Source organism: Nonomuraea sp. NPDC049269 (assembly GCF_043197155.1).
Lineage (GTDB): Bacteria > Actinomycetota > Actinomycetes > Streptosporangiales > Streptosporangiaceae > Nonomuraea.
This window is the reverse complement of the sequence record NZ_JBICSO010000002.1, coordinates 717,981-741,725: the sequence shown is the minus strand read 5'-3', so window position 1 is coordinate 741,725 and position 23,745 is coordinate 717,981. Positions and strand designations below refer to the sequence as shown.

Here is a 23,745-nt window from a genome sequence, read left to right as displayed (position 1 = left end):
CGACGAGACATGATCCCCTCCCGATGAGTGAAACGACCGCTGATCAGTGCGAAATATCGGCTTTTTCGGCGTTGGCTCGCTCCAAGTGAGCCCTGGCCTCCTTCTCGTACTCCGCCGACAGCTCCTCCGGAATGCGCGCCAGGTCCTTGGCGCGCATGAAGTCGCGCAGCGTGGTGCCCAGGCACGTCGCATCCACGTTGGGCGCGCCCTTGCGCGACTTGACGTCGTCGATGTGGACGGTGCGGAAGTCGATGCTGAAGCGCGTCACGCCCGAGGTGTTGCGCACGGTCGAGTGCAGTTGGGCGCCCGAGAAGAGGAGCACCCCGCCCGGCTCCGTGACGATCCTGAGCTCGCCGGACAGGTCGAGGTCCTCTTCCGGCTTCGGCTGCTCGCGCGTGTCGCTGTAGATGTGCTGGGCCGCCGATGGGCGCTCCGTCCTGACCCACGACGCGTAGTCGTAGCGGTCGCTGCCGTTGCGCACGGCCCGGTCGAAGTACTCCGGGTGCAGGGCGAACACGTTCTCCGGCACCACGTCGTAGACGGGGATCCACCAGTTCACCTGGTTGAACGGCGCCGCGTACCAGCAGTCGCGGTGCGCGTGGTAGGCGTACGAGATGCCCGAGTCGAGGTAGCCGTCGGAGGTCGAGGTCCGCAGGCGCGGCACGTCGAAGTAGGTCTCGCCCGGCGCGAACCCCAGCTCGTCCAGCAGGACGGCGATGATCTCCTTGCACCTCGGATGGTGGATGAAGCGCGGCTTGACGTCGGCCAGCAGCGCGGCGAAGCGTTCGACCGGCAGGCTGTGCTGGGCGGTGGTGGGGTCCATGCCGCCGAACGTCTCGGCGACCAGTTCGCGGGCGAAGGACACGAGCTCGCGGGACGCGGGCGACGCCGCGTAGACGAAGACGTCGCCCTGGAAGATCCTCTCGCGTCGTGCCTCGTCGTTCATCGTGCTGCCGGTGAATACCGTGGTCATCTGGTCTTGCCCCCTACACGTGCATGGTGCGAGTCGAACCGATCTCCCCTCGTAGGTCTTGCGAGGACGTGCGTGGGGCGGGATGGGTTGCTGGCTCCCGGAAACGTACTGATGGGGACGATGTCGACCCTGACCCCGCTCAGGATCACATGCCTCAATCAACTGGCATTTCGCGACTGCCATCTCACGCGTTACACACACTGGTAGGAACGTTCCTGCTATGTCAGGATCCGCTCCATGGATCCCCTCGGTTTCGACGGCGCCTGGCTGTTCAGCCCACGTATCCATACGGATCGGCGTGGGGCGTTCCTCGAATGGTTCAGGAACGACCAGCTCGACCGCCCGCTGGAGCTCGCCCAGGCCAACTGCTCGGTCTCGACCAAGGGCGTGCTGCGCGGCGTGCACTACGCGGACGTGCCTCCCGGCCAGGCCAAGTACGTCACGTGCGTCTCCGGCAGCGTCCTCGACGTCGCGGTGGACCTCAGAACCGGCTCGCCCACCTTCGGCCGCTGGGCGGCGGCGCGGTTGGACGACGTCTCGCGGCGGGCCGTCTACCTGGCCGAGGGGCTCGGCCACGCGTTCTTCACGCTCAGCGAGTCGGCCACCGTGGTCTATCTCTGCTCCACCTCGTACGCCCCCCAGCGCGAGCACGGCATCCACCCGCTGGACCCGGCACTCGGCATCGTCTGGCCGGAGGGCATCGAGCCGATCCTCGCGGACAAGGACGCCGCCGCGCCCACGCTGGCCGAAGCCGTCGAACACGGTCTACTCCCCTCCTACGCCGACTGCCTGGCTCACTACGCGAGCGCTCCAGGAGGTCAGCAGGGCCGGCCAGGCCTCGTGTAAGGCGGTGGACCAGTCGCGCATCGGCGGCAGCCCGGCGGCCCGCCAGTTCCCGTGCCCCAGCAGGCTGTTGGCGGGGCGCGGGGCGGGCCGGCACAGGGCAGTGCTCGGGATGGGCTCGACCCTGCCGGGATCGGCCCCGAGCAGAGTGAAGATCTCCCGCGCGTAGTCGTACCAGGTCGTCCGCCCCGCGCTCGTCCCGTGGTAGACGCCGGGCGGCGCGTCCGCCCGGCCGAGCAGGACGATCCGCTCGGCCAGGTCGCCGGTCCAGGTGGGCTGGCCGAACTGGTCGTCGACCACGGAGACGGTCTGCCGGGAACCTTCGAGTCCGACCATCGTGCGGGCGAAGCTGCGGCCCTGGGCGCCGTAGAGCCAGGCCGTACGCACCACGTGATGGCCGTGTTCCAGGGCCGCGCGCTCGCCCGCGAGCTTGGTCCTCCCATAGGCGTTGATGGGGCCCGTCGGCGCGGTCTCCCGGTACGGGTCGTGCCCGGAGCCGTCGAAGACGTAGTCGGTGGAGAGCTGGATCAGCCGGGCGCCCAGCTCGGCGGCGACCCGGGCCAGGACGGCCACGGCCGTCCCGTTGATCGCCAGCGCCTCCTGCTCGCGCGTCTCGGCCTCGTCGACGTTCGTCCACGCGCCGCAGTTGACCACCACGTCGGGCCGGGCCGCGCGGACCGCCCAGGCCACCGCGTCGGCGTCGCGCAGGTCCAGCTCGGACCGGGCGAACGGGACGACCCGCATCCCGGGCGTCACCCGGAGCAACTCTGTCAGGTCGGTGCCGAGCATTCCGCCGGCACCCGTGATCATCCACCTCATGCGGCCCGCCTCAGCACCAGGTCCGTGACCGTGGCGCGATGGTCGGTACGCGGGAGGGCGAGCGTCTCGAACGAGCGCACGGCCACCCCCTCGGACGCCAGCACGTGGTCGATGGCCACTTTGGGGACGAGGGCGGAGCGCCCGTTGTACGGCCAGGTCATGGCGAGCCCCTTTCCGGTGACGGACGCGGCGTCCTGATAGCCGGTGGCGATCAGCTCCCGCAGCACCGCGTGGTCGAGCGTGGAGTTGAAGTCACCGGCCAGGACACGCGGCCGCTTCGCCACCTTCGGCATCGCGGGTGGCAGGACCTGGATGCTCTGCGCCCAGCACCCCGCCAGCCAGCCGGCGGAGGGCGCGCAGGCGTGCACGCCGACGATGTCCACCTCCGAACCGTCCGGCAGCGTGACCAGGCCGCCGACGTGCTGCCACTGGTCCTTTTCGAAGCCGATTCCCGGACGCAGCGGGAAGCGCGAGTAGATGGCCGTGCCGAGCTGTTCCACGTGATGGGGCAGCAGGGCGCCGAGACCGGCCTCCGCCAGCCGCGCCGCGAGGTACGGGGTGAACTCCTGCAGGGTGAGCACGTCGGGACGGTTCCGCTCGACCGCGCTGATCAGGGCTTCGGCGGGCACCGAGCCCCGGAGCACGTTCGCGGACATCACGCGGAGCGGCTGCCCGTCCGTCTCGGGGACGCCCTGCGGCACCGCGCGGGGCAGCACGACCGAGGCCAGCATCCCGCCCACCACCAGCGCGGCCAGCGTGGCGGGCCGGTTGCGCACCGCCAGAGCGAACGCCAGCGGCACCAGCGAGCCCGCGGCAGCGTACGGGGTGAACGACACGAGCTGGGACCACCTGAACTTGGGCTCCCAGCCGGTCACGCGGAGCACGGCCCAGCCGGCGAACGGTGACAGCAACGCCCAGAGCGCGGGGGTCACCCAGGTGTTCTGCTTCAACTACCGGCTCGCCCCCCACCACGCCGTGTTGCTCGCGTACCAGCTGACGGTGTCCTTCAGCCCCTGCTCGAACGCGATCTCCGGCCGGTAGCCCAGCCCGCGCAGCTTGCTGTCGTCGAGCGAGTAGCGGCGGTCGTGGCCCTTGCGGTCCGCGACGGGCTCGACCATGCTCCAGTCCCGGCCGCACGCCTCCAGCAGCCGGGCGGTCAGCTCCTTGTTGGTCAGCTCGGCGGTGCCCGCGATGTGGTAGACCTCGCCAGGACCGCCCTTCTCGGCCACCAGGCGGATGCCCGCGCAGTGGTCCTGGACGTGGATCCAGTCGCGGACGTTCCCGCCGTCGCCGTAGAGCGGCACCCGCTCGCCGCGCAGCAGGTTCGTGACGAACAGCGGGATGACCTTCTCCGGGTACTGCCGGGGCCCGTAGTTGTTGCCGCACCGGGTGATCGACACGTCGAGGCCGTACGTGATCGCGTACGCGCGGGCGACCAGGTCACCGCCCGCCTTGGCCGCGGCGTACGGCGAGCGCGGCAGGATCGGCGCGGACTCGTCCCACGAGCCGTGGTCGATGGACCCGTAGACCTCGTCGGTCGACACGTGCACCACCTTCGGGACACCGGCGTCCAGGCACGCCTGCATGAGCGTCTGGGTGCCGAGCACGTTGGTGCGCACGAACTCGGCCGGCCCCTCGATCGACCGGTCGACGTGCGACTCCGCGGCGAAGTTGACCACCAGGTCGTGGCCGGGCACCACCTCACTGAGCAGCCCGGCGTCGCAGATGTCGCCGTGGACGAACGTGTGCGGCGCCCCTTCGAGGTTGGCCCGGTTGCCCGCGTACGTGAGCTTGTCGAGCACGGTCACGTCCGCGTCGGGCAACCCATGGACGAAGTGCGAGCCGATGAAGCCCGCCCCGCCTGTCACCAAAATCCGTCTCATGAACTGATCTGCACCTTGCTGTGATCGCCCAGCACTAGACGGTGGGCTTTGGGGGTGTCTGGGGCAGGGGTGACCTCGACGTCGTGGCCGATCAGCGACGACTCGATCCGGCCGACCCCCTGGATGGAGGCTCTGGGCAGCACGATCGAGTACTCGATCTCGCTGCGGACGACCGCGCAGTCGGCGCCGATCGAGGTGAACGGGCCAACGTAGCTGTCCTGGACCCGCGCGCCAGGGCCGATGATCACCGGGCCGACGACGCGTGAGCGCTCGACCACGGCCCCCGGCTCCACCACGACCCGCCCGATCAGCTCGCTGGCCTGGTCCACCAGGCCGCTCACCCGCCGGTCGAGCGACTCCAGCACGAGCCGGTTCACCTCGAGCATGTCGGTGACGTTGCCGGTGTCCTTCCAGTAACCGGAGATCACCGACGACTCGACGCGTAGATTCGCCTCGATCAGCCACTGGATCGCGTCGGTGATCTCCAGCTCGCCCCGCCACGACGGCTTGAGCTCGGCCACGGCGGCGTGAATGGCCTGGCTGAAGAGGTAGACGCCGACCAGCGCGAGGTCGCTCTTGGGCCGGTCGGGCTTCTCCTCCAGGCCGACCACCCGGCCGGCCGCGTCGAGCTCGGCGACCCCGAACTGGCGCGGATCGCCGACCCTGGTGAGCATGATCTGGGCGGTGGGCCGCTCCCTGACGAACCTGTCCACCAGGCCGCTGATGCCGCCCACAATGAAGTTGTCGCCCAGGTACATGACGAAGTCGTCGTCACCGAGGAAGTCGCGGGCGATCAGCACGCCGTGGGCCAGGCCCAGCGGCGCCTCCTGGCGCAGGTAGGTCACCTGCAGGCCGAACGCGGAGCCGTCGCCGACGGCCGCCTCGATCTCGGCGTGCGTGTCGCCCACGACCAGGCCGAGCTCCCTGATCCCCGCCTCGGCGATCGCCTCCAGGCCGTAGAACAGCACCGGTTTGTTGGCGACGGGGACGAGCTGCTTGGCCGAGGTGTGGGTGATGGGCCGTAGCCGGGTGCCCGACCCTCCGGCGAGCACGAGTGCTTTCACCGCTAGTAAGCCCCTTCTCCACGGGTGACGACGGACCAGGTCTTCCACAGGATCTGCAGGTCGAGGATGAGGGACCAGTTCTCCACGTACCGCAGGTCGAGGCGTACGGACTCTTCCCAGGTGAGGTTCGAACGGCCGCTGACCTGCCAGAGTCCGGTCATGCCCGGCTTGACGACCAGGCGGCGGCGTACGTCGCTGCCGTACTTGGCGACCTCCTCCGGCAGCGGCGGCCGGGGGCCGACCAGCGACATGTCACCGCGCATGACGTTGAACAGCTGAGGGAGCTCGTCCAGCGAATATTTGCGGAGGAAAGCGCCTACCGGAGTGATCCTTGGATCGTTCCTAATCTTGAAGAGCACCCCGTCGAGTTCGTTGGCATCGAGGAGGGTGCCTTTGAGCTTCTCCGCATCCTTCACCATTGTCCGAAATTTCAGGACACGGAATTCTCTGCCGCGTTTGCCGACCCTGGTCTGGGTGAACAGCGCGGGACCCGGGCTGGTCAGGCGGATCAGCAGCACGATCGCCAGCAGCGGCACGGCCATGAGCAGCAACGCGGCCCCCGCTACGAGCCGGTCGAAGACGGTCTTGACGAACTGCTTGGTGCCGTCGAACTCGGGATGCTCCACGTGCAGCAGCGGCATCCCCGCCACCGGCCTGATGCTGATCCGCGGGCCCGCGACCTCCATGAGCGCGGGCGCGACGAACAGGTCGGTGCGCGCGGTCTCCAGGCTCCAGGCCAGCCGCCGCAGCGCCGACCCGTCGAACTCCTGGCAGGCGGTGACGGCGACCGCGTCGGCTCGCGTCCGCTCCACCACCTCCGCGACGTCGCCGAACGAGCCCAGCACGGGTATGCCGTCGAGATCGGCGTCCATCCGGTCCGGCGGCAGGCAGGCACCGACGACCATCATCCCGTGGTACGGCTCGCGGCGGAACTGCATGATCAGGTCAAGAATGGATTCGCGATGGCCGACGGCGATGACCTGGCGCATGTACTCGCCGACGACTCTCCGGCTGTGCAGCCGTTTTCGCATCTTGTAGCGGAAGTACAACGTGGACAGCAGCGCCAGCGGCAGCATCGCCATCACGAAGCTGCGCGCGACGACGGTCTGCGTGGCGTAGGCGCCGATCGCGACGGCGGCCATCAACCCGACGCCGCCGTTGAAGACGGCCCTGAACTCCTCAGTGCCCTCGCCGTGCGCGCGCTGGCGGTATGCGCCTCCCATCATCAGTGCGAGGGGCCAGCCGACGATCAGGCCGCCCCCCAGAAGAAACTCGGCCGGCGATACGTACGCGCCGGACAAGAGACGGACACTCAGCACGCAGACGCACGCGATCAGCGCGCACGCCATGTCGCCACCCCAAAGAAGCCGTAAATACGCTCGCGTCCAGATGCTCGACGCATGACGTGATACGGCTTCGAGGAGCACAACGTCGGACTCCCCGGTCCCCACCCTCATAGCACCACCCTGAAGACTCTGTGCACCGCAGTAACATGACGTTCCTTGAACCTCATGGGTTGACAAGTCCCCCATGCACCTTCAAGGGCGGCGGCCCCCACTAAAGAGTAAAGATCCACTCCAGCATGCGATATACCGTCAAATGTCCACAACCGGACGGATCTAGGGATGGCCGGGGGGTTGACGGAACGATCCAAAAGTGCCAACCGGCGAGTCGGCAAACGTGAAGTTTATGGCTGAATTACAGCCGGCTTCCGGAATATGAAGTGGCTAGTCATATTCCAGATCCGGCAAAGCGGACGGCGGGTCGGGGCTCCGCCAGACCACCACGACCCCGTCATGCGCCGACTCGGCGGCGAGGTTCAGCCGGTCAAGATCGAAATCGGGTAGGTAGCGGAGGCGGGCGAGAAACGTGGCGTCGGTGGCCGACCTGGGCACGACGCAGCCCTCGCCGTCGCGGTCCAGCAGGATGTAGAGGACGTCCTCTCCCGACTCGGTCACCACACGGACCTCGACCACGTCCTCCCACGCAAGGGCTTCGACGCTCCCGTCCGCATAGTGACGGGTTACGCCCTCTTCCGTGACATACACGTAGGAGTCCGGCATCGCGTTGCCGTGCATGGCCGCGATTCTTGCGACATCTGGGGTTCCCCCGCAAGGGTTCGGGATTTTCCCTCGCGAAAGTGGCTCAGCAGGAGGTCAGGACAGGCCCGGCCGCGGCCTCGCGAGAGACTCGGGAACGGCCGTCAAGAGGGGCTCGGGAAGCTCAGGAGCGGTCTTCGAGAGGGGTTCCGTCGCCCCACGAGTGGCCCAGGTGGGCGGCCACCGCGGCCTGCGCGGTCTCGGCGGGGCCGGCGGCGATCGCGTCGAGCAGCGCCCGGTGTTCGTGCACGAGCACGTCCCGGTCCTCGTAGACCTCGCGCAGGCGGACCAGGCCTAGCCGGGTCTCGGCGGCGAGCGCGCCATAGAGCCGTTCGAGCCGCGGACTGCCCACGGCCTCGATCAGCGCCTGGTGCAGCGCCATGTGCTCGGCCACCGACTCCGACCACGGCGCGTCGGCGGGCAACGCGCCCATGCGGGCCAGCGCCGCCTCCGCCTCCGGCACCCGCCGTCCCGCCACCGCCGTGGCCATCAGGCCCTCCAGCGGCCTGCGTACGTACATGAGATCGTCGAGGTCCGCGATCGTCACCTCAGGGACATAGGCGCTGCGATTACGCTCGCGCCTGAGCAGCCCTTCGTGCACCAGCACGGCCAGCGCCTCGCGGACCGTGGGCCTGGCCACGCCGTAGGTGGCGGCGAGCTCCTGCTCGGGCAGCGCCGTGCCCGGCCCGATCTCGCCGGAGAGCACCCTGCGGCGCAGCGCGTCGGCGAGCGCGCCGACCGCGGAGACGGGTCTGAGCGGCAACGTCACGGCTGCGACTCTAACGCCTCGTCGAGGCACACCCTCTCCGCCCTCTTTTCCCGACGCGGCCTTTCCGGTACGGCCACCACGACCAGGCTGATCGCCAGCAGGACGAGACCGGCGATCGACACCGGACTCAGCCGCTCATCGAGGACCAGCAGCCCGAGCAGCGCGGCGACGGCCGGCTCGGTCAGGGCGAGCGTGGCGGCCGTAGCCACCGGGGTGGTGCGCAGGCCCCGGCCGTACAGGAAATAGGACAGGGCGGTGGCCCCGAGGCCGAGGTAGAGGGCGGCGAGCAGCCCGCGCGGCTCGGCCAGCCACTCGGTGCCCCGCCAGAGCAGGACCGGCAGCATGATGACGGCCGCACCACCGAACAGCACCCCCATGACTCCGTTCGACGGCGCGCCCGCGCTGATCGCCCGAGCGGCGGTGACGGCGTAGAACGCGTAGAGCAACCCACCGAGCAGCGCGAACGCCACCCCGGACACCACCTGCCCACCCGCCTGCGCCCCACCGCCGACGATCAGCGCCGCGCACCCGCCGACCGCGGCGGCGGTGGCGGCGGCCCACCGGCTGCTCGGCCGTTCACCGTGCAGCAGCCAGGAGAGCAGCCCCGTGAAGACGGGCCCGCTGCCGATCGCGACGACCGTGCCGATGGCCACACCGGTGCGGGCGACCGCGGCGAAGAAGCACAGTTGGTACGCGGCCACGGCGACGGCGGCCAGCAGCAACCCGGGAGTGATCAGCGGGCCGCGCCTGACCCCCGTCCAGGCGAACAGGGCCAGCGCCGCGCCACCGATGACCAGCCGGGCGGCGGCCAAGGCGATGGAGTCCGCCGAGACGAGCAGTCCCGCCGTGCCGGCCGTCCCCCAGAGCACGGAGGCACCGACGACAGCGAGGGGTCCGTTCTTCATGCCCATCATTGTCTGACAACTAGACAGTTTCGTCCAATTGTTGGTCGATGAACCGCCCGGCCGGAGCGGCCACCTCGGCCGCGTAGTCGTCGAACACGGCGAGCCCGTCGTGGATGCTGGACGTGGTCTTGCGCGGCAGCGCCAGCAGCACGTCGCTCTCTACGGAGACCACGCCGTCGACGTGGAACGCGCCGTCGGCGGCGGCGATGGAGACGGTGAAGCTGAGCTCACGGCCGTCGGGGAGGGTGAAGACGGTCCCGGTCCGGACGCCGGCGGGCGGGAAGAAATAGGAGAAGGGCTCGTTCCTGACGAACGGGTGGTGTAACTCGGCGAGAATCTCCGCTGCCCGGCTCAGCGCCGCCAGCAGGCCGGCCGCGGCCAGGCTCTCGCTGTCCACCCCACGAGCCTAGATCAGCCCGCCCACCCATGACCAGGCGCAAGGCCCTTGGGGGTGCGGGCCGGCATCCCCGCCCTCATGCCCCTCGCCCCCACGGCCCCTGCCGTCATGCGGCCCGGCCGCTTGGTCGCGGACCAATTGGTGGCGCGCCCGTCGATCGCGGGCAGCTTGGTCGCGGACCGGTCGGTCGGTGGCGGGTCGCCCGTGAGTTGGTGGCGGGTCAGTCGGTGGCGAGGCGGGCGTGGCGTTCGACGTCGTAGCGGCGGCCGTCATAGCGGAGCTTCTGGCGTTCGATGCCCTCCGGGCGGAAGCCCGCCTTCGTGGCCACCCGGCATGAGGCCGAGTTGTTCGTACGGTGTCCCAGCTCCAGCCGGTACAGGCCGCGTTCGCGGAAGGCCCAGCGGGTCAGCTCGATCATGGCCACCACCGCGACACCCCTGCCCCTGGCCTCGGGCACCGTCCAGTAGGAGACCGAGCCGTTGCCGTTGCCGTCGATGCCCGTCACCGCGACGTTGCCCACGACCTGCCCGGAGAGTGTGACGGCGAAGGCGTGCCCGGCGCCGGCCCAGCCCGCGATCCACCCCGTCGCGTCCTTGAGCGACACGATCGGCCAGGACGCCTGGCTGACCATGTCGGGCGCCTGGAACGCGCGCAACACCACGGGAGCGTCGTCCGCGCACCACTCGCGCAGCTCGATGTCCAAACCTGTCACGCTGCCCGAGACTAATGCCTCTTCCACCACTTTTACGCCCTATTGCCCGATTTTATGAGCAGCCTCGAAGGGAGCGACCAGCTCCTTGGGCGCCGTCAAGCACCACGCCTCGGCGACCAGCTCGAACAGCTCGTCGGCGTCGATCCGCTTGAGATGCACCACGACCCACCCGAACCGGCCGGCGGTGAACTGGACCTCGAACACCTCAGGCCGCTCGGCGACCAGCGCGATCTGCTCCTCGATCGTCGCCTTGAGCCCGACGGTCTCGGTCTCCTCCCACAGGTAGCCGAAGCCCTTGTCGCGCACCTTGAGGCTGACCCAGGTGCCACCGTGATCGCCCAGGCGCGCCTCGGGCAACTCGTCCAGCAGCTTGAGGAACTCGTCGACGCTCACACCCATGGTGTCTTGTGTAGCAAACCGCCCCGACACTTTCCCCCCGGCTGCGGCGACCGGGTCTCACTCGTAGTAGCGGGCCTCGATCACGTTCCCGTCGAGGTCGGGGAAGTAGATCACGTCCGGTGCGATGCCTCTGGCGCCGAACGAGTTCGAGCCGGTGCCGGTGACCTCGACGCCGTTCCGGGCCAGCCTGGCTTCGAGCGCGTCGAAGTCCGCGCGGCCGAGCGCCAGGCAGAAGTGGTTCACCGGGTGACCGGCGCTGCCGCTGACGCCGGTGGCCTCGTCGACGCGGTTCGCCGCGTTCTCGGGCATCAGATCGATGATCGTGTCATCGGAGACCCGCACGCTGGGGAACGGCGCCTTGCCATCCCTGAACTCCTCTGCACGTACCCCGGGCAGGCCGATGACCTGCTCGTAGAAGTCGAGCGCGCGAAGCTGGTCCGAGACCCAGCAGACGAGATGATCCAGACGCACGTCCATACAGACCTCCGGTAGCAGGGTGCCGGCCTCGTCCAATATCTGTCGCCCGGCTTATCCCTGTCCACTTGTCGGTTTGTGAGCAGTCCGTCACAAGACCATCAGGCGATGACCAAAACTGAGGCCATTTAGCGTCCAGAAAGCCTTCAGCCTGTCCCTATACTCTCGACGGCATGGGACGACCGCCTCGCCACGACGTTGACCGATTGCTTGACGCGGCCGCCGAACTGGTGGCCGCGAGCGGCCCGAGCACCGTCACCGTGGCGGCGGTCGCCCGCGCGGCCCGCGCGCCGAGCGGCTCGATCTATCACCGCTTCCCCAGCCGCTCCTCGATGCTCGCCACCCTGTGGCTGCGTACCGTCGACCGCTTCCAGGACGGTTTCCTGTCCGCGCTCAACACCGAACCCGCCGCACGCGCCGCCCCCGCCGCCGCGCGCCACGTCGTCGCCTGGAGCAGGGCGCACCCGCACGAAGCCCACATCCTGCTGTACGGCCCGGCCGACTTCGACGAACCCAACTGGCCCCAGGAGGCCCGCGACCGCCTGGAACGCAGCGACCGCCGGGTCCGCAACGCGGTTCGCGCCCTGGCCGAACGGCTGGACAGGCGCGAGCCACGGGAGGTCGAGCAGCTGTTCCTGGCCACGGTCGACCTGCCGTACGCCACGGTGCGCCGCCACCAGAGCCTGGGACGGCCGATCCCCGCCTACGCGGAGGACCTGGTCACCAGCTGCGCCGCCACGCTCATGAGGTCCTAGTGGGCCACGGTGACCACGATCTTGCCGAACTGGGTGTTGGACTCCATGTGCCGGTGGGCCTGGACGATCTCCTCCAGCGGAAACAGGCGGTCCACCACCGGCCGGAAGGCTCCCGCGCGCAGGCCCGAGGCGACGAACGCCTCGGCGCGACGTAGCCGCCGCAGGTCCTTCGTGGTCTCCAACACCGTGTACGTCCGGATGTTCAGCGCGGGCATGCCCAGGTCGAACCCTGGATACGGCGTCGGCTGGCCACTCAGCGCGCCGTACAGGAAGAGCGTGCCGCCGGGGGCCACGGCCCGCGCCAGGTCGGTCACGCCCGGCCCGGCGACGGCGTCGAAGACGTACTCGACCCCCTTGCCGCCGGTCAGGGCCAGCAGTCTGGCCGGTACGTCCTCCTCGTCGGAGACGATCACGTCGGCCGCGCCCTCGTCGAGCAGCCGTTCCTTCTTCTCGCCGGTACGGGTGACGGCGATCGGTGTGGCTCCCACCCGGTTCGCCGTGTGGATCGCGGCCAGGCCGACGCTGCTGGAGGCGGCGGTCAGCGCCACCACATCGCCCGCTCGCATTCCGCCCACTTCCACCAACGCGCCATATGCGGTGAGGTAGGGCATCCACACCGCCGCACCGGAGACCGCGTCCACCCCGTCGGGCCGGTGCAGGAGCGCGGCCGCGGGGACGATCGCCTGGGCGGCGTAGACGCCGTAGTCATTCTGCGAGAAGGCCGGCACAGTGCTGACCGCCTGCCCCTCCTCGAACCCGGTCACCTCCGGGCCGACGGCCTCGACCACTCCGGCCGCCTCGGAGCCGAGCCTGCCCGGGAACCGCTTCACCGGCTCGATGTACCGGTCGCTCCGGAACAGCGCCTCGGCCCTGTTGACCCCGATCGCGTCCACCCGGATCCGCACCTCGCCCGGCCCCGGATCGCCCGTCTCCAGGTCCTCCAGCCGCATCACCTCGGGCCCACCGACCTCGTGAAATCGCACTGTCCTCGCCATGCGGTCCACTGTTACGCAGAAGTACGATGGCTGTCAAACTTCGATAGGTGTCGTACTATGAGGCTCATGGGACGTACGCCGCCGCACCCAGAGGTGTCGCAGTTCGACCTCCAGCAGGTGCTGGAGGCGCTCGTCGACCCGGTGCGCCGGAGCATCGTCACGCAGCTCGACGCCGCCGACGAGGACCTCAGTTGCGGCACGTTCGACATCTCGGTCAGCAAGTCCACCGCCACGCACCATTTCAAGGTGCTGCGCGAGGCGGGCCTGATCCGGCAGTACTACGTCGGGACCTCGCGGCTGAACGCCCTGCGCCGCGCCGAGATGGACGCGGCGTTCCCCGGCCTGCTCGACGCCCTCACCACGCGCCGGGAGCAGTGATCGTCAGGGCCCGCGGTAGCGCAGGCCGTCCATCAGCAGGTTGAGCATGCGCTCGGTCCTGTCCCGCTGCCCGTGCTCGGCGGCGACCAGCGCCACGCCGCCCAGGCTCGCCAGCACGTCCTCAGGCTCGACGTCCGCCCGCGTGGCCCCCGCGGCGGCCCCGGCCGCCAGCAGTGACCCGATGGCGCCGACCAGCCGGTCGCGGCTCTCCGCGAACGGATTGCCGCCGGAGGCGATGACCGCGCGCAGCGCGTCGGCCATGCCGCGCTTGGTCGTCATGTAGTCGACGAAGCGGTCCATCCAGGCGCGGGTGGCCTGGTCGGGCGGCAGGGTGCGCAGGAGGTTCGCGGCGGCCTCGCACAGCCTGGTCAGCTCGTTGCGGTACGCGGCCTCGATGAGCGCCTCGCGGGTGGGGAAATGCCGGTAAAGCGTACCGATGCCGACGCCCGCGTCCTTGGCGATCGCGTCGAGCGTCACCTCGGGGCCGTCGTGGGAGAAGGCGCGCACGGCGGCGTCGAGCAGCCGCTCGCGGTTGCGGCGCGCGTCGGCGCGCAGCGGTCGGGACCCGGCCTGCACGGCGTCTCCTGTCGGATTCGGGGCGAGATTTGCTAAACGGAGGAGGCTCCGAATACAGTGAACTTACTGGAGGCTCCTCCGGTTACATCGTACCGGCCGGAGCTCTCCCACCGCATCCCTGACAAGGACTGGGGAATCATGACTCGCATCACCACTCCGTTCACCGCCCGATCCACTGCGGCTGAAGTGCTGGCCGGCGTCGATCTCACCGGCCGGCGGGCCATCGTCACCGGCGGGGCGTCCGGCATCGGCGTCGAGACCGCCCGCGCGCTCGCCGAGGTGGGCGCGGAGGTGACCCTCGCCGTCCGTAACCTCGACGCGGGCGCGGCGACCGCCGAGGACATCATCGCGACCACCGGCAACAAGCGGATCCACGTGGCCCCGCTGGACCTCGCCGACCGGAGCACGGTCACGTCGTTCGTGGCCGCGTGGGAAGGCCCTCTCCACATACTGGTCAACAACGCCGGTGTGATGGCCTGCCCCGAGGCGCACACGCCCGACGGCTGGGAGCTCCAGTTCGCCACGAACCATCTCGGCCACTTCGCCCTGGCCACCGGCCTGCACGCCGCGCTCGCGGCGGCCGGCGGCGCCCGCGTGGTCTCGGTCAGCTCCAGCGCGCACCTCCGTTCGCCGGTCGTCTTCGAGGACATCAACTTCCGGGACCGCGCCTATGAGCCGTGGTCCGCGTACGGGCAGTCCAAGACGGCGAACGTGCTGTTCGCGGTGGAGGCGGGGCGGCGCTGGGCGGACGACGGAATCACGGTCAACGCGCTGATGCCGGGCGGCATCCGCACGAACCTCCAGCGTCACGTCAGCGAGGAGGACCTCGACCGGCTGCGCGCCGCCGCCGCCTCCTCCGGCGAGGACATGTCGTGGAAGACGACCGAGCAGGGAGCGGCCACGTCGGTGCTCGCCGCCGCGTCGCCGCTGCTCGACGGCGTCACCGGCCGCTACTTCGAGGACTGCAACGAGGCCCTCCCGAGTGACAAGCCCATGAGTCGCCACGGCGTGGCCGCCTACGCGCTCGACCCGGCGTCGGCTGCGCGTCTGTGGGAGCTGTCAGTCAAAGCCTGAAATTTCATTACGGCCGGCATGGGGCACCCCCACCCGCCGTCCATGGCCGGCGTCTGTCCAGGGGAACGCTCCTCCGGTGGGCGGGGCCGGGCGCCGTTACGTGCGCCTTCTTGGCCGGTTCCCGCCTGCTAAGATACCCACTGGATCAGTCGATCCCAGCCGCCGGTGAGTCTCCCCGCGTGCTTCACTCTTCCCCATCATTCCTGGTAGTCCGCTGCAGAGTCTCCTTTATGGACACCAAAGGATTTCCAGGTCAGTTCGCCCGTAGCCAGCGGTTCTCGCTCGGAGTGCCCCGCACCTTCACCCTGTCACCCGATGGGCTTCGGGTGGTGTTCCTCCGGACTCCTGGGGGTGAGGAGCGGGACAGCGGTCTGTGGGTCGTCGATGAGATGGGCGAGCGGCTGGTCGTGGCGCCGGGGTCGACCGGGGCCGTGCCGGAGGAGGAGCGGGTTCGGCGGGAGCGGGCTCGGGAGCGGGCGACCGGTGTGGTGGCCTATGCGGCCGATGCCGCGGTACGTACCGTCGCCTTCGCTGTGGACGGGCGGCTGTGGACGGTGCATCTCGATGGCGGTGAGCCCCGGCCAGTCCCCACTGCCGGGCCGGTGGTGGATCCCCGCCCCGATCCCACCGGGAGCCGGGTCGCCTACGTGACCGGCGGCGCGCTGCATGTCGTCGAGCTGGACAACGGGCATGACCGGCGGCTGGCCGTACCCGATGACCCGGAGATCGTCTGGGGGCTGGCCGAGCATGTGGCGGCGGAGTCCATGGACCGGACACGCGGCCATTGGTGGTCGCCCGACGGCACCCGGCTGCTGGCCGCCAGGGTGGACAACCGGCCCGTGCTGCGCTGGTGGATCGCCGATCCCGCCGACCCGTCCCGGCCGCCGCGCGAGATCGCCTATCCGGCGGCCGGGACGGCCAACGCCGAGGTCACGCTGCACGTGTTCGACCTCGGCGGCGGCTCCGTGGAGCTGCGGTGGGACCGGGCCGCGTACGAGTACGTGACCGCCGTCAGCTGGGACGCGCACGGTCCGCTGATCAGCGTGCAGAGCCGGGACCAGCGCACGCTGCGCGTGCTGGCCGCCGATCCGGACACCGGTGAGACGGAGCTCCTGCACGAGCAGCGCGACCCCGCCTGGGTGCAGCTCATCGCGGGCACGCCCGCGCGGACCGCGTCCGGCGCGCTGGTGCACACCGGCGACCTGGACGGCACCCGGCGGCTGCTCGTGGACGGCCGTCCGGTCACCCCCGAAGGGCTGCAGATCCGCTCAGTCTTGGACGTCTCCGGCGAATCCGTGCTCTTCACCGCGAGTGACGAGCCCACCGAGCAGCACCTGTGGACATACGACGCGGAACGCGGTCCCGTACGGCTGAGCGAGGGGCCGGGACTGCACACCGGCCGGCGGGCGGGCGGCACGTTGCTGCTCGCCTCACACACCGAGGCCGGTCACTCGTTCCGCGTGGTCCGCCACGGACGGCCTGACGCGGAGATCGCCTCGCTTCAGGCGGAGCCGGTGCTCGTCCCGCGGGTCACGTGGCTGCGCGCGGGTGAGCGGGAGATCCGGACCGCGTTGCTGCTGCCGTCCTGGCATCGGCCGGGCTCCGGTCCGCTGCCGGTGCTGATGGCCCCGTACGCGGGACCGGCGATGCAGTTGGTGACCCGAGCCCGGCACTGGTGGCTGGCCGAGGCGCAGTGGTTCGCCGAGCACGGGTTCGCGGTGGTGACGGCGGACGGCCGGGGCACCCCGGGACGCGGCCCCGTCTGGGAGAAGACCGTCCATGGAGACACGCTCACCGCGCCGCTGGAAGACCAGGTCGTGGCGCTGCGGGCAGCCGCCGAGCACTGCCCCGACCTCGACCTGGGCCGGGTGGGCATCCGTGGCTGGAGCTACGGCGGCACGCTCGCGGCGGCGGCGGTGCTGCGCCTGCCGGAGGTGTTCCATGCCGCCATCTCTGGGGCGGCGCCGAGTGACCAGCGGCTGTACGACACCCACTGGCGGGAGCGGTTCCTCGGCCACCCGGACGAGCAGCCGGAGAACTACGAGCGCTCCTCGCCCATCGGCGACGCGGCCCGGCTGCGCCGCCCGTTGCTGCTGGTGCACGGCCTGGCGGACGACAACGTGGTGGCCGCCCACACCTTGCGGATGTCGGCCGCGCTGCTGGCGGCGGGCCGGCCGCACCAGGTGCTGCCGTTGTCGGGGGCCACGCACATGCCGACCGCCGAGGCGGCTGTGGAGGGGCTGCTGCGGCACCAGTTGGAGTTCCTACGTACGGCGTTGAACGTCGCTTTCCGCTGACCCCACCGCCTTGGCCGGTCCAACAGCGGCCTAACAGGGCGATAGCAGCGGGCTGCCAGCGTGCGGCGCCATCGTGGGCGGACAACCTCCTCCGAAGGGAAAGCTCATGACCTCGACAGACGGCATCCGGTTGGGCGTGGTCCGCGGCATCCAGTACGGTCTGGTCGCCAAGCCCGGCACCTTCGCCCCACAGGCCCGCGACCTGGGCGCCGGACTGCTGCGGATGTTCTTCTACTGGTCCCAGCTCGAACCCGAGCCGGGCCGCTACGACTGGACCTCGGTGGACGCGGTCCTGGACCAGGTCGACGACGACACCGAGCTGTGGTTCACCCTCAGTGCGGCCTCGACGTGGGGCTCGACCAGGTCGACCGACCTGCTCCCCGGATCGCCGCCCACCGACCCGGCGGCGTACGAGGCGATGCTGCGCGCCCTGGTGACGCACTGCGCGGGCCGCGTGCGCTACTGGCAGTGCGAGAACGAACCGTGCATCCCGCTGTTCTGGGGCGGCACCGCCACCGAGTACCTCGACCTGCTGACCCTCTTCCACCGGGCGATCAAGGGCGCCGACCCGCAGGCCGACGTCGTGCTCGGCGGCTGCCCGCCCGGCGTCTTCCCCGCCCCCGAGAGCCCCGACGGTGAGCGGGACTTCTTCCTGCGGCTCATCGCCGAAGGCGCCTATGACGTGTTCGACATCCACCTGTACAGCGACCCGTACCGGATTCCGGCCACCATCGACGACATCCGCGCCGTGATGCGCTCGTACGGGTACGAGAAGCCCATCCTGGCGGGCGAGTACAACGGCCCGCTCCTCCTCGAGTACCCGGAGGTGATGGAACACCTGTCCGACGTCATGAGCTCTGGCGCCATGACCCCGTGGCACACGCTCACGGTCGAGGAGTTCAGAAAGGGCGGGCTGTCCCCCGCATCCGCCCGGGAGGCCATGAAGCGGCTGTACGCGCGGATGAGCGAACTGCCGCCCAACCTGCAGATGTTCATGACGGGCTGCCCGCCGGAGCTGGAGGACCGGCGGCACCGGATCAACGCGCGCGACCTCGTGGTGCGCAACCTCCTGGCACTGTCCTGCGGCCTCCGGCGGACGATCTGCTGGCAGCTCGGGCCGGAGACCCCGGAGCCCCCGATGCCCGACGACCATCTCGAACTGCTGCAGTTGATGTTCTCGAAGTTCGTCCTGCTGGCGTACGACGGCGAGACGCTCGGCGTCCGTCACCCCAGCGCGGACGCCTTCGCCGACCTGGCCGCGCGCCTCGACGGCGCCGAGAGCGTCCGCCGGCTCGAACAGCCCGACCACCCGGACACCTACCTGTTCGAGGTGATCCGCCCGGGTCGGCCGCCGCTCCACGTGACCTGGGTACGCGGTGCGGAACAGGCCATCGAGTGGAACTTGGCTCCTCAAGGAAGCAGCAGCCCCCAGTAGAGAGCCCATGGGACGAACACCGCCCCACCGGCGAGCAGCAGGCCGAGCCGTACTCTCTCCCCTCCCGGCACGGACGCGCGGCGCCGGCGCCAGGCCAGCGCCGTGCGGACGGTGGCGAGCAGGCAGGCCACCGCGAGGAGCTGCAACGCCACCCAGATCACCGGGTGACCCGCCACCATGGGCCCGGGAGCGGCCAGCTTGCCACCGGTCATGACCACGTAGAACAGGTACCCGAACGCCCCGAGCACCACCCCGAACCCGCCCGCGCTCACCAACCGGGCAGCCCTGGACACCGGCGCCAGGGAAGCACGGCGAAGCCGCCGTACCAGCGCGACCATTGGATACGCCCCGAACGCCACCAGGAACACCAGCAACGCCACCACCTGCATCCCCGCCGACTCCCACCAGGCCGGAGGATCCATCGGCACGGTCGGCGACGCCTGCTCGGGGGCCGGTCCGTTCGTCTGAGCCGTGGGCAGTCTGCCGTCCGTCACGTCTTTCACCCAGGACCCGACCAGGTCGGCGTAGCCGGGGGCGAGCGTCTTCAGCCGGGTGACACCACCGTCAGGGGTCTGGTGGGCGGCGTGGTCGGCGCCCGGGAAGAACTGGAAGGTGTAGTGCCGATTCCCGCCCGCTTCCAGCGCCTTGGCGAACACCGGAGGGGTCTCTTTGGGCGGGGTCAGCAGGTCGTTCACGCCCCAGATGCCGAGAACGGGCTGGCGTACCGCGGCGATGGTCGGCGCGGGATCGTAGTAGGGCTCGGGGAACATCCCGCCGTCGGCGATCGCCGTGTACAGCTTGGGCTCGGCCCGTTCGACGAGCGACCCCGACACCCCCGCCTTACGCAGCCCGGCCGCCACGGCCCAGGTCTGCTGCCGCAGCGGCGCCAGCGCGTTGGCCCCCACGAGCACGATGAACGCGACCTCCTTCGAGCGGGACGCCGCGATCGGCACCACCCAGCCGCCCTCGCTGAGCCCCCAGAGCCCGACCTTCGCCGAATCTACGCCCGGCTGCTTCCGCAACGTGGCCACGGCACCGAGCGCGTCGTCGGCCAACTGCGAGTAGGACCGGTTGAAGAGCGAGTACCCCTCGGATCGTTTGTCGTAGATCAGCACAGACAGCCCCCGGCGGGCGAACTCCACCGCCTCACCGAGTAACTGCGTGCGCGGCGTTCCGGTACCCGCGCCGTGCACCAGAACGATCCCCGGCCGACCGGCCTTCGCCCCGGGCCGGGCCAGGACCGTGCCATGCATGGCGAGCCCCCCACTACCCCGGAAGCTCACCTCGGTCGCCCGCAGATCAGCCGGCACGACGAGCGGGGCTGGTTCAGCGGCCGCGGCGGCGGCCGGTGTGACGAGTAGGCACAGGGCGAGAGCCACTGCCACTCGGGCAAGAATCCGTCTCATATGCCGAACCTACTCTGCAGAGACATCTCGGCAAAGGCTTCTCTGCAGATATCGTTCTGCAGGAGGACTAGGCTGCTCCTCATGAAGGATGACGAGGCGTTCGTACTCGACGACCCGGAGCGGCTCAAGGCCCTGGCCCACCCGATGCGACGGCTCATGCTGCGCCACCTCAACGTGCACGGCCCCGCCACCTCGACCACCCTCGGCGAACTGCTGGGCGCCAAGACCGGCACGACCAGCTACCACCTGCGCCAGCTCGAGAAGTACGGCTTCATCGAGGAGATCCCCGAACGCTCGACCGGCCGGGAACGCTGGTGGCGCCGCGCCGACGTCCCAAGAGACATCCGCCTCCCCACCCCGGACCAACTCGCCCCCGAGGACCGCCCCGTACTCGCCGAATTCCACCGCATCGGCATGGACGAGGACCGCGAACTGTTCGAACGCTTCCCCGCGGCCTACCGCCGCGACCCTGACTGGGCCAAGGGATCGCGCGGCATGGGCCGCATGACCAAGGAGGAGTTCGCCCGGTTCTATGAGGAGTACATAGCCCTGCTACTGAAATACAGCCACCGCGCCGAGGACGCACCCCCAGACGCCCGCCCCCTGTACATCCGCCTCTTCGCCCTCCCCGCCGACGAGGATTTCGCTTGAAGCCGCTAACCCTGTGGCTGAGCCACCGGCGCCGGAGGCCGCATCGGGGTCGAGCGAATCTTCGCCAGCGCCCGGGTGAGGTCCCGGGAGGACAGATAGAGCTTGAACATGATCGCGGCCTCGAATACCAGCAGGAGGGCCGCCGTACCGACGGTCACCGGCACGATCCACCCGGTGAGCGGGCCGACGATGAACACCGCCATCTGGAACTCGATGCCGCTGATCAGATGAGCTCGGACGCGGTGGTCGCGCAGCCAGTCGCGGATGCGGATGTACCAGGCGAAGTGCGCACGGAAGTTCTGCTGCAAGTCCACCGAGTCGGCGGAGCGGATCTCGCCTGATTCGAGACCCGCCTCCTCCAGGTCCGGCCTCTGCAACGAGACGGCCGGGATGCCGGTGACCTCCTCGATCGCCTCGTCCAGTTTGCGGCGCATCTGGCGGCGTACCTTCGCGATCTGGAGCGCGTCAACGTAGCGGAGCATGTCGAGGAAGACGACGAGAATGCCGAGGACGAGGTAGAACTCCTCACCGGTGCTCTCGAAGCGCCCCCACATGAGCGCGAGGGCGCAGGTGAGCACCCGAATGCGGTCGAAGACGTAGTCGAGCCAGCCGCCCAGCACGGTGCCGGTGCCCTTGAGCCGGGCGATCTTGCCGTCCACGCAGTCCAGCACGAAGCTCAGGTGATAGAGGACGGCGCCGGCGACCAGCCACGCCCAACCGTCGGCCATCAGGAAGCAGCCCGCCGAGCCGAACCCGAGCAAGAAGGCGCTCCAGGTGATCTGGTTCGGCGTGATGGAGGTACGGTTCGCCAGGCCGACCACCAGACGACCGGCGAGCGGATCGACCAGGAACACCGTCCACCAGGCGTCCCGCGCCTTGTAGGTCAGCGTGCGCACGTCGTCCAAAGTGAATGTTGTCACCGTGCAGGCCCTTCGTCCGTCCATCCGATTTGCTGATATGCGATGAAAGAGCCAATTTCGACGTCCCGCCCGTCAGCCACCCGGCTGACGCTCCTCGTCTCCGTGGCCAGCGGCAGCCCACTCTCCGCGTCGATGACGAGCCGCTCGTCGCTGAGCCGGCCGTCCCTCATCACCTGGTAGCTCAGGGCCTGGCCGGCCCGGCCGAGCGGGTCGGTGACCTCGCCCTCCGGCTTCATGCCGGGCATCGAGGCCAGGATCTGGTACGCCGAGGCGCGCACCTCGGGCGAGACCGGCAGCCCGGTGATGATCTCCAGGCAGCTCTCGCGCAGCTCGGCCTCCATCTTGCGCCCGACATATGCGCCGTTCTCCCGGGCGATGTGGGTCACGAGGAAGGCGCGTAGCGCCGTGGGGTCGCTCGGGATCGTACTCAGGGCCATCCAGCTGACCAGCTGCTTGGTCAGGATGCCGTTCGCGTTCCGCCATCCGACGCGATGCGGTCCACCCTGCGGCGGACCGGGCGCCGACTCCACCAGCGCCTCCGGGGAGACGCGGCCCAAACCGGTCACGTCCGCCGGGTACTGCCAGTGGCCCGGCGACCCGGCGGTTCGCCACGCGGCCTCGTCCTGGGGTGTCGCCGGTCGCGCGCCGAGGTACCGGCCGGTCCAACGGTCCCGCTGACCGTCCTTCCTGGTGAGCCACGTCTCGCGGACGGACTGGCGCTTGATGACGTACTGGCGGTCGGGAGAGAGGATCAGCTGCCCGGTCACGACGCGGGTGCGCCAGTAGGCGCCGTCGGACGGTGCCGTGGCCATCGCGACCGCCGCGGCGAGCAGGATCTGCTTGGCGGTCGGCGGTGCGGAGGCGGACACGGCGGGATCAGGCGAGAGGTCGATCAGCGAGTTCGAGGGCACGGCCACGGCGAGCGCCAGCGCGGCCGCCGACGCCGCCCCGATCAACCCGTTGCGGACCGGCGCCCACCACCGCGACCGCCCCCTTCGCGACCGCTCTCTTCGAGCGGCTCGAACCGGTACACGTTGAGGGTCTTGAGGTGCGCGTTGAGGGTCTTGAGGTGCGTGTTGAGGGGCTTGAGGTGGCGCGGCCAGCGCCGCCAGCAGCCTGGCTCGGCCGGAGTCGACGACCTCGGATGCGGGACCGGGCATCGAGAGGAGATCGCGTACGGCGGCCAGCTCGTCCGGGCGGTCGTTCAGCTCATCCATCGAACCCTCCGATCATCGGATTGACGCCGCCCAGGGCTCTGCGAAGCTTCTTACGCACCCGGTTGAGCCGGGAGCCGACGGTCCCGAACGGAATGTCGAGCGTCTGCGCGACCTCCTCATAGGTGAGGTCGGCGAGCGCGACGAGGAGGAGCACGTCGCGATCGCCGGTGGAGAGGCGTCCAAGCGCTGTCGCGAGCCGCCCCTGTGCGTTCGCGGCGGCCACTCTCGCCATCACCCCGTCCTCGTGCCCGTCATCCGCCACTTCGCCGGCAGGTGCCCGCTGAAAAGCCTCCAGCCTGCGCGTTTCGCTCCTTCGGTGCTGAGCGATCAGGTTGGTGGCGATCCCGTACAGCCAAGGCCGTACGGCACCGCGGGCGGAGTCGAACGTCTGCCGTTTCCTGAACGCCACCAGGAACGTCTCGGCGGCCAGATCATCCGCGATCTGCATGCCGAGCCGTCCGGAGACGTACCGATGTATCTCTTCGAAGTAGCGGTCGTAGAGCACGCCGAACGCTTCCGGGTGGTGCCATGACCGCTCGATGAGCGCGGCGTCATCGTCTGTCACTGGCACGTCCGGGGGAGCGGCCATTCGCATGGTGTCCCTTCTGTGGGGTACACCTCTATTCCGCCGAACCCCCGACTCCTCTTCACACTTCTTTCAAAATCAGCACGAAGTTTCCCGAAATATCCCCGATTGTCCCTTT

General features: G+C 69.8%; 26 protein-coding genes. 7 read left to right on the top strand and 19 right to left on the bottom strand.

Annotated elements, in window-relative coordinates:
• Positions 1-43 precede the first annotated feature (43 nt).
• The gene (locus ACGFNP_RS13260) at positions 44-973 is read right to left on the bottom strand and encodes a hypothetical protein (RefSeq protein WP_358339675.1); all 930 of its coding nucleotides are present in this window, start codon (positions 971-973) and stop codon (positions 44-46) included.
• Positions 974-1,210: 237 nt separating this feature from the next.
• Between ACGFNP_RS13260 and ACGFNP_RS13255 the strand changes: the two genes are divergently transcribed.
• Positions 1,211-1,819: a dTDP-4-dehydrorhamnose 3,5-epimerase family protein gene (locus ACGFNP_RS13255; RefSeq protein ID WP_393317995.1), complete on the top strand. Its 609-nt coding sequence runs from the start codon at positions 1,211-1,213 to the stop codon at positions 1,817-1,819.
• Here the strand turns inward: ACGFNP_RS13255 and rfbD are convergent.
• The 12 genes from rfbD to ACGFNP_RS13195 all read right to left on the bottom strand — a co-directional run bounded on the left by rfbD (position 1,739) and on the right by ACGFNP_RS13195 (position 11,340).
• Entirely contained in the window at positions 1,739-2,635 is an 897-nt protein-coding gene (gene rfbD, locus ACGFNP_RS13250; protein ID WP_358339671.1) for a dTDP-4-dehydrorhamnose reductase, read from the bottom strand. The two genes, ACGFNP_RS13255 and rfbD, sit on opposite strands and share 81 nt — an antisense overlap.
• Positions 2,632-3,585 (bottom strand): endonuclease/exonuclease/phosphatase family protein, encoded by a 954-nt coding sequence (locus ACGFNP_RS13245; RefSeq protein ID WP_393317992.1) that lies wholly within the window; start codon positions 3,583-3,585, stop codon positions 2,632-2,634. The genes rfbD and ACGFNP_RS13245 overlap by 4 nt, the downstream gene beginning before the upstream one ends.
• Positions 3,586-4,518 (bottom strand): dTDP-glucose 4,6-dehydratase, encoded by a 933-nt coding sequence (rfbB, locus tag ACGFNP_RS13240; RefSeq protein WP_358339667.1) that lies wholly within the window; start codon positions 4,516-4,518, stop codon positions 3,586-3,588. It lies immediately after the preceding gene.
• Positions 4,515-5,582, bottom strand: coding sequence for a glucose-1-phosphate thymidylyltransferase (locus ACGFNP_RS13235; RefSeq protein WP_358339665.1), 1,068 nt, complete (start codon positions 5,580-5,582; stop codon positions 4,515-4,517). Before ACGFNP_RS13235 ends, rfbB begins: the two co-directional genes overlap by 4 nt.
• 2 nt (positions 5,583-5,584) lie before the next feature.
• A complete protein-coding gene (locus ACGFNP_RS13230; RefSeq protein ID WP_358339663.1) occupies positions 5,585-6,931 on the bottom strand; it encodes a sugar transferase in 1,347 nt (448 codons plus the stop codon).
• Positions 6,932-7,309: 378 nt separating this feature from the next.
• Entirely contained in the window at positions 7,310-7,660 is a 351-nt protein-coding gene (locus tag ACGFNP_RS13225) for a hypothetical protein (protein WP_214640566.1), read from the bottom strand.
• Positions 7,661-7,805: 145 nt separating this feature from the next.
• Positions 7,806-8,450, bottom strand: a complete 645-nt coding sequence (locus ACGFNP_RS13220) for a GntR family transcriptional regulator (protein ID WP_358339661.1) — start codon at positions 8,448-8,450, stop codon at positions 7,806-7,808.
• Positions 8,447-9,355 carry a DMT family transporter gene (locus ACGFNP_RS13215; RefSeq protein ID WP_393317987.1) on the bottom strand — a complete coding sequence of 303 codons (909 nt, stop codon included), beginning with the start codon at positions 9,353-9,355 and terminating at the stop codon, positions 8,447-8,449. Before ACGFNP_RS13215 ends, ACGFNP_RS13220 begins: the two co-directional genes overlap by 4 nt.
• Positions 9,356-9,374: 19 nt before the next feature.
• A complete protein-coding gene (locus ACGFNP_RS13210; protein WP_393317984.1) occupies positions 9,375-9,752 on the bottom strand; it encodes a hypothetical protein in 378 nt (125 codons plus the stop codon).
• 220 nt (positions 9,753-9,972) lie between these two features.
• Positions 9,973-10,464 carry a GNAT family protein gene (locus tag ACGFNP_RS13205; RefSeq protein ID WP_358339655.1) on the bottom strand — a complete coding sequence of 164 codons (492 nt, stop codon included), beginning with the start codon at positions 10,462-10,464 and terminating at the stop codon, positions 9,973-9,975.
• Positions 10,465-10,503: 39 nt separating this feature from the next.
• A complete protein-coding gene (locus tag ACGFNP_RS13200) occupies positions 10,504-10,863 on the bottom strand; it encodes an MmcQ/YjbR family DNA-binding protein (RefSeq protein WP_358339653.1) in 360 nt (119 codons plus the stop codon).
• A gap of 57 nt (positions 10,864-10,920) precedes the next feature.
• Complete coding sequence (locus ACGFNP_RS13195) at positions 10,921-11,340, bottom strand: VOC family protein (protein WP_358339651.1); 420 nt, start codon at positions 11,338-11,340, stop codon at positions 10,921-10,923.
• Positions 11,341-11,510: 170 nt separating this feature from the next.
• Between ACGFNP_RS13195 and ACGFNP_RS13190 the strand changes: the two genes are divergently transcribed.
• Positions 11,511-12,092, top strand: coding sequence for a TetR/AcrR family transcriptional regulator (locus ACGFNP_RS13190; RefSeq protein ID WP_219529220.1), 582 nt, complete (start codon positions 11,511-11,513; stop codon positions 12,090-12,092).
• Here ACGFNP_RS13190 and ACGFNP_RS13185 read toward each other — a convergent pair.
• Positions 12,089-13,087, bottom strand: coding sequence for a zinc-dependent alcohol dehydrogenase family protein (locus tag ACGFNP_RS13185; RefSeq protein ID WP_393317980.1), 999 nt, complete (start codon positions 13,085-13,087; stop codon positions 12,089-12,091). The two genes, ACGFNP_RS13190 and ACGFNP_RS13185, sit on opposite strands and share 4 nt — an antisense overlap.
• Positions 13,088-13,153: 66 nt before the next feature.
• Between ACGFNP_RS13185 and ACGFNP_RS13180 the strand changes: the two genes are divergently transcribed.
• Positions 13,154-13,465: an ArsR/SmtB family transcription factor gene (locus tag ACGFNP_RS13180; RefSeq protein ID WP_393317977.1), complete on the top strand. Its 312-nt coding sequence runs from the start codon at positions 13,154-13,156 to the stop codon at positions 13,463-13,465.
• 3 nt (positions 13,466-13,468) lie between these two features.
• Here the strand turns inward: ACGFNP_RS13180 and ACGFNP_RS13175 are convergent, their stop codons facing one another.
• Positions 13,469-14,041, bottom strand: a complete 573-nt coding sequence (locus ACGFNP_RS13175) for a TetR/AcrR family transcriptional regulator (RefSeq protein WP_393317974.1) — start codon at positions 14,039-14,041, stop codon at positions 13,469-13,471.
• Positions 14,042-14,179: 138 nt separating this feature from the next.
• Between ACGFNP_RS13175 and ACGFNP_RS13170 the strand changes: the two genes are divergently transcribed.
• The 3 genes from ACGFNP_RS13170 (at position 14,180) to ACGFNP_RS13160 (ending at position 18,847) form a co-directional block, all read left to right on the top strand.
• On the top strand, positions 14,180-15,115 hold the full coding sequence (locus ACGFNP_RS13170; RefSeq protein ID WP_393317971.1) for an SDR family NAD(P)-dependent oxidoreductase: 936 nt from the start codon (positions 14,180-14,182) through the stop codon (positions 15,113-15,115).
• Between the two features lie 230 nt (positions 15,116-15,345).
• Entirely contained in the window at positions 15,346-17,412 is a 2,067-nt protein-coding gene (locus ACGFNP_RS13165) for a prolyl oligopeptidase family serine peptidase (protein WP_393317968.1), read from the top strand.
• A gap of 106 nt (positions 17,413-17,518) precedes the next feature.
• Positions 17,519-18,847, top strand: coding sequence for a hypothetical protein (locus ACGFNP_RS13160; RefSeq protein WP_393317965.1), 1,329 nt, complete (start codon positions 17,519-17,521; stop codon positions 18,845-18,847).
• Here ACGFNP_RS13160 and ACGFNP_RS13155 read toward each other — a convergent pair.
• On the bottom strand, positions 18,823-20,253 hold the full coding sequence (locus ACGFNP_RS13155; protein ID WP_393317962.1) for an alpha/beta hydrolase family protein: 1,431 nt from the start codon (positions 20,251-20,253) through the stop codon (positions 18,823-18,825). The two genes, ACGFNP_RS13160 and ACGFNP_RS13155, sit on opposite strands and share 25 nt — an antisense overlap.
• Before the next feature lie 81 nt (positions 20,254-20,334).
• On the opposite strand from ACGFNP_RS13155, the gene ACGFNP_RS13150 reads away from it, so the two are divergent.
• The gene (locus ACGFNP_RS13150; protein WP_393317959.1) at positions 20,335-20,904 is read left to right on the top strand and encodes an ArsR/SmtB family transcription factor; all 570 of its coding nucleotides are present in this window, start codon (positions 20,335-20,337) and stop codon (positions 20,902-20,904) included.
• A 5-nt stretch (positions 20,905-20,909) separates the two neighbouring features.
• Here the strand turns inward: ACGFNP_RS13150 and ACGFNP_RS13145 are convergent, their stop codons facing one another.
• From ACGFNP_RS13145 to ACGFNP_RS13135, 3 genes are read right to left on the bottom strand one after another with little or no spacing between them, the layout of a single operon-like run.
• Positions 20,910-21,824 (bottom strand): CDP-alcohol phosphatidyltransferase family protein, encoded by a 915-nt coding sequence (locus ACGFNP_RS13145; RefSeq protein ID WP_393317956.1) that lies wholly within the window; start codon positions 21,822-21,824, stop codon positions 20,910-20,912.
• Positions 21,821-23,041, bottom strand: a complete 1,221-nt coding sequence (locus ACGFNP_RS13140; protein WP_393317953.1) for a CU044_5270 family protein — start codon at positions 23,039-23,041, stop codon at positions 21,821-21,823. The genes ACGFNP_RS13145 and ACGFNP_RS13140 overlap by 4 nt, the downstream gene beginning before the upstream one ends.
• The gene (locus tag ACGFNP_RS13135; RefSeq protein WP_393317950.1) at positions 23,034-23,606 is read right to left on the bottom strand and encodes an RNA polymerase sigma factor; all 573 of its coding nucleotides are present in this window, start codon (positions 23,604-23,606) and stop codon (positions 23,034-23,036) included. The genes ACGFNP_RS13140 and ACGFNP_RS13135 overlap by 8 nt, the downstream gene beginning before the upstream one ends.
• Positions 23,607-23,745 lie beyond the last annotated feature (139 nt).

What these genes read in the sequence shown, in the direction of transcription:
- ACGFNP_RS13260 (WP_358339675.1), bottom strand. Translation starts at nt 973, where the DNA reads ATGACCACGGTATTCACCGGCAGCACGATGAACGACGAGGCACGACGC.
- ACGFNP_RS13255 (WP_393317995.1), top strand. Translation starts at nt 1,211, where the DNA reads ATGGATCCCCTCGGTTTCGACGGCGCCTGGCTGTTCAGCCCACGTATC.
- rfbD (WP_358339671.1), bottom strand. Translation starts at nt 2,635, where the DNA reads ATGAGGTGGATGATCACGGGTGCCGGCGGAATGCTCGGCACCGACCTG.
- rfbB (WP_358339667.1), bottom strand. Translation starts at nt 4,518, where the DNA reads ATGAGACGGATTTTGGTGACAGGCGGGGCGGGCTTCATCGGCTCGCAC.
- ACGFNP_RS13230 (WP_358339663.1), bottom strand. Translation starts at nt 6,931, where the DNA reads ATGGCGTGCGCGCTGATCGCGTGCGTCTGCGTGCTGAGTGTCCGTCTC.
- ACGFNP_RS13225 (WP_214640566.1), bottom strand. Translation starts at nt 7,660, where the DNA reads ATGCACGGCAACGCGATGCCGGACTCCTACGTGTATGTCACGGAAGAG.
- ACGFNP_RS13215 (WP_393317987.1), bottom strand. Translation starts at nt 9,355, where the DNA reads ATGAAGAACGGACCCCTCGCTGTCGTCGGTGCCTCCGTGCTCTGGGGG.
- ACGFNP_RS13200 (WP_358339653.1), bottom strand. Translation starts at nt 10,863, where the DNA reads ATGGGTGTGAGCGTCGACGAGTTCCTCAAGCTGCTGGACGAGTTGCCC.
- ACGFNP_RS13195 (WP_358339651.1), bottom strand. Translation starts at nt 11,340, where the DNA reads ATGGACGTGCGTCTGGATCATCTCGTCTGCTGGGTCTCGGACCAGCTT.
- ACGFNP_RS13190 (WP_219529220.1), top strand. Translation starts at nt 11,511, where the DNA reads ATGGGACGACCGCCTCGCCACGACGTTGACCGATTGCTTGACGCGGCC.
- ACGFNP_RS13185 (WP_393317980.1), bottom strand. Translation starts at nt 13,087, where the DNA reads ATGGCGAGGACAGTGCGATTTCACGAGGTCGGTGGGCCCGAGGTGATG.
- ACGFNP_RS13180 (WP_393317977.1), top strand. Translation starts at nt 13,154, where the DNA reads ATGGGACGTACGCCGCCGCACCCAGAGGTGTCGCAGTTCGACCTCCAG.
- ACGFNP_RS13170 (WP_393317971.1), top strand. Translation starts at nt 14,180, where the DNA reads ATGACTCGCATCACCACTCCGTTCACCGCCCGATCCACTGCGGCTGAA.
- ACGFNP_RS13165 (WP_393317968.1), top strand. Translation starts at nt 15,346, where the DNA reads ATGGACACCAAAGGATTTCCAGGTCAGTTCGCCCGTAGCCAGCGGTTC.
- ACGFNP_RS13160 (WP_393317965.1), top strand. Translation starts at nt 17,519, where the DNA reads ATGACCTCGACAGACGGCATCCGGTTGGGCGTGGTCCGCGGCATCCAG.
- ACGFNP_RS13155 (WP_393317962.1), bottom strand. Translation starts at nt 20,253, where the DNA reads ATGAGACGGATTCTTGCCCGAGTGGCAGTGGCTCTCGCCCTGTGCCTA.
- ACGFNP_RS13150 (WP_393317959.1), top strand. Translation starts at nt 20,335, where the DNA reads ATGAAGGATGACGAGGCGTTCGTACTCGACGACCCGGAGCGGCTCAAG.
- ACGFNP_RS13140 (WP_393317953.1), bottom strand. Translation starts at nt 23,041, where the DNA reads ATGGATGAGCTGAACGACCGCCCGGACGAGCTGGCCGCCGTACGCGAT.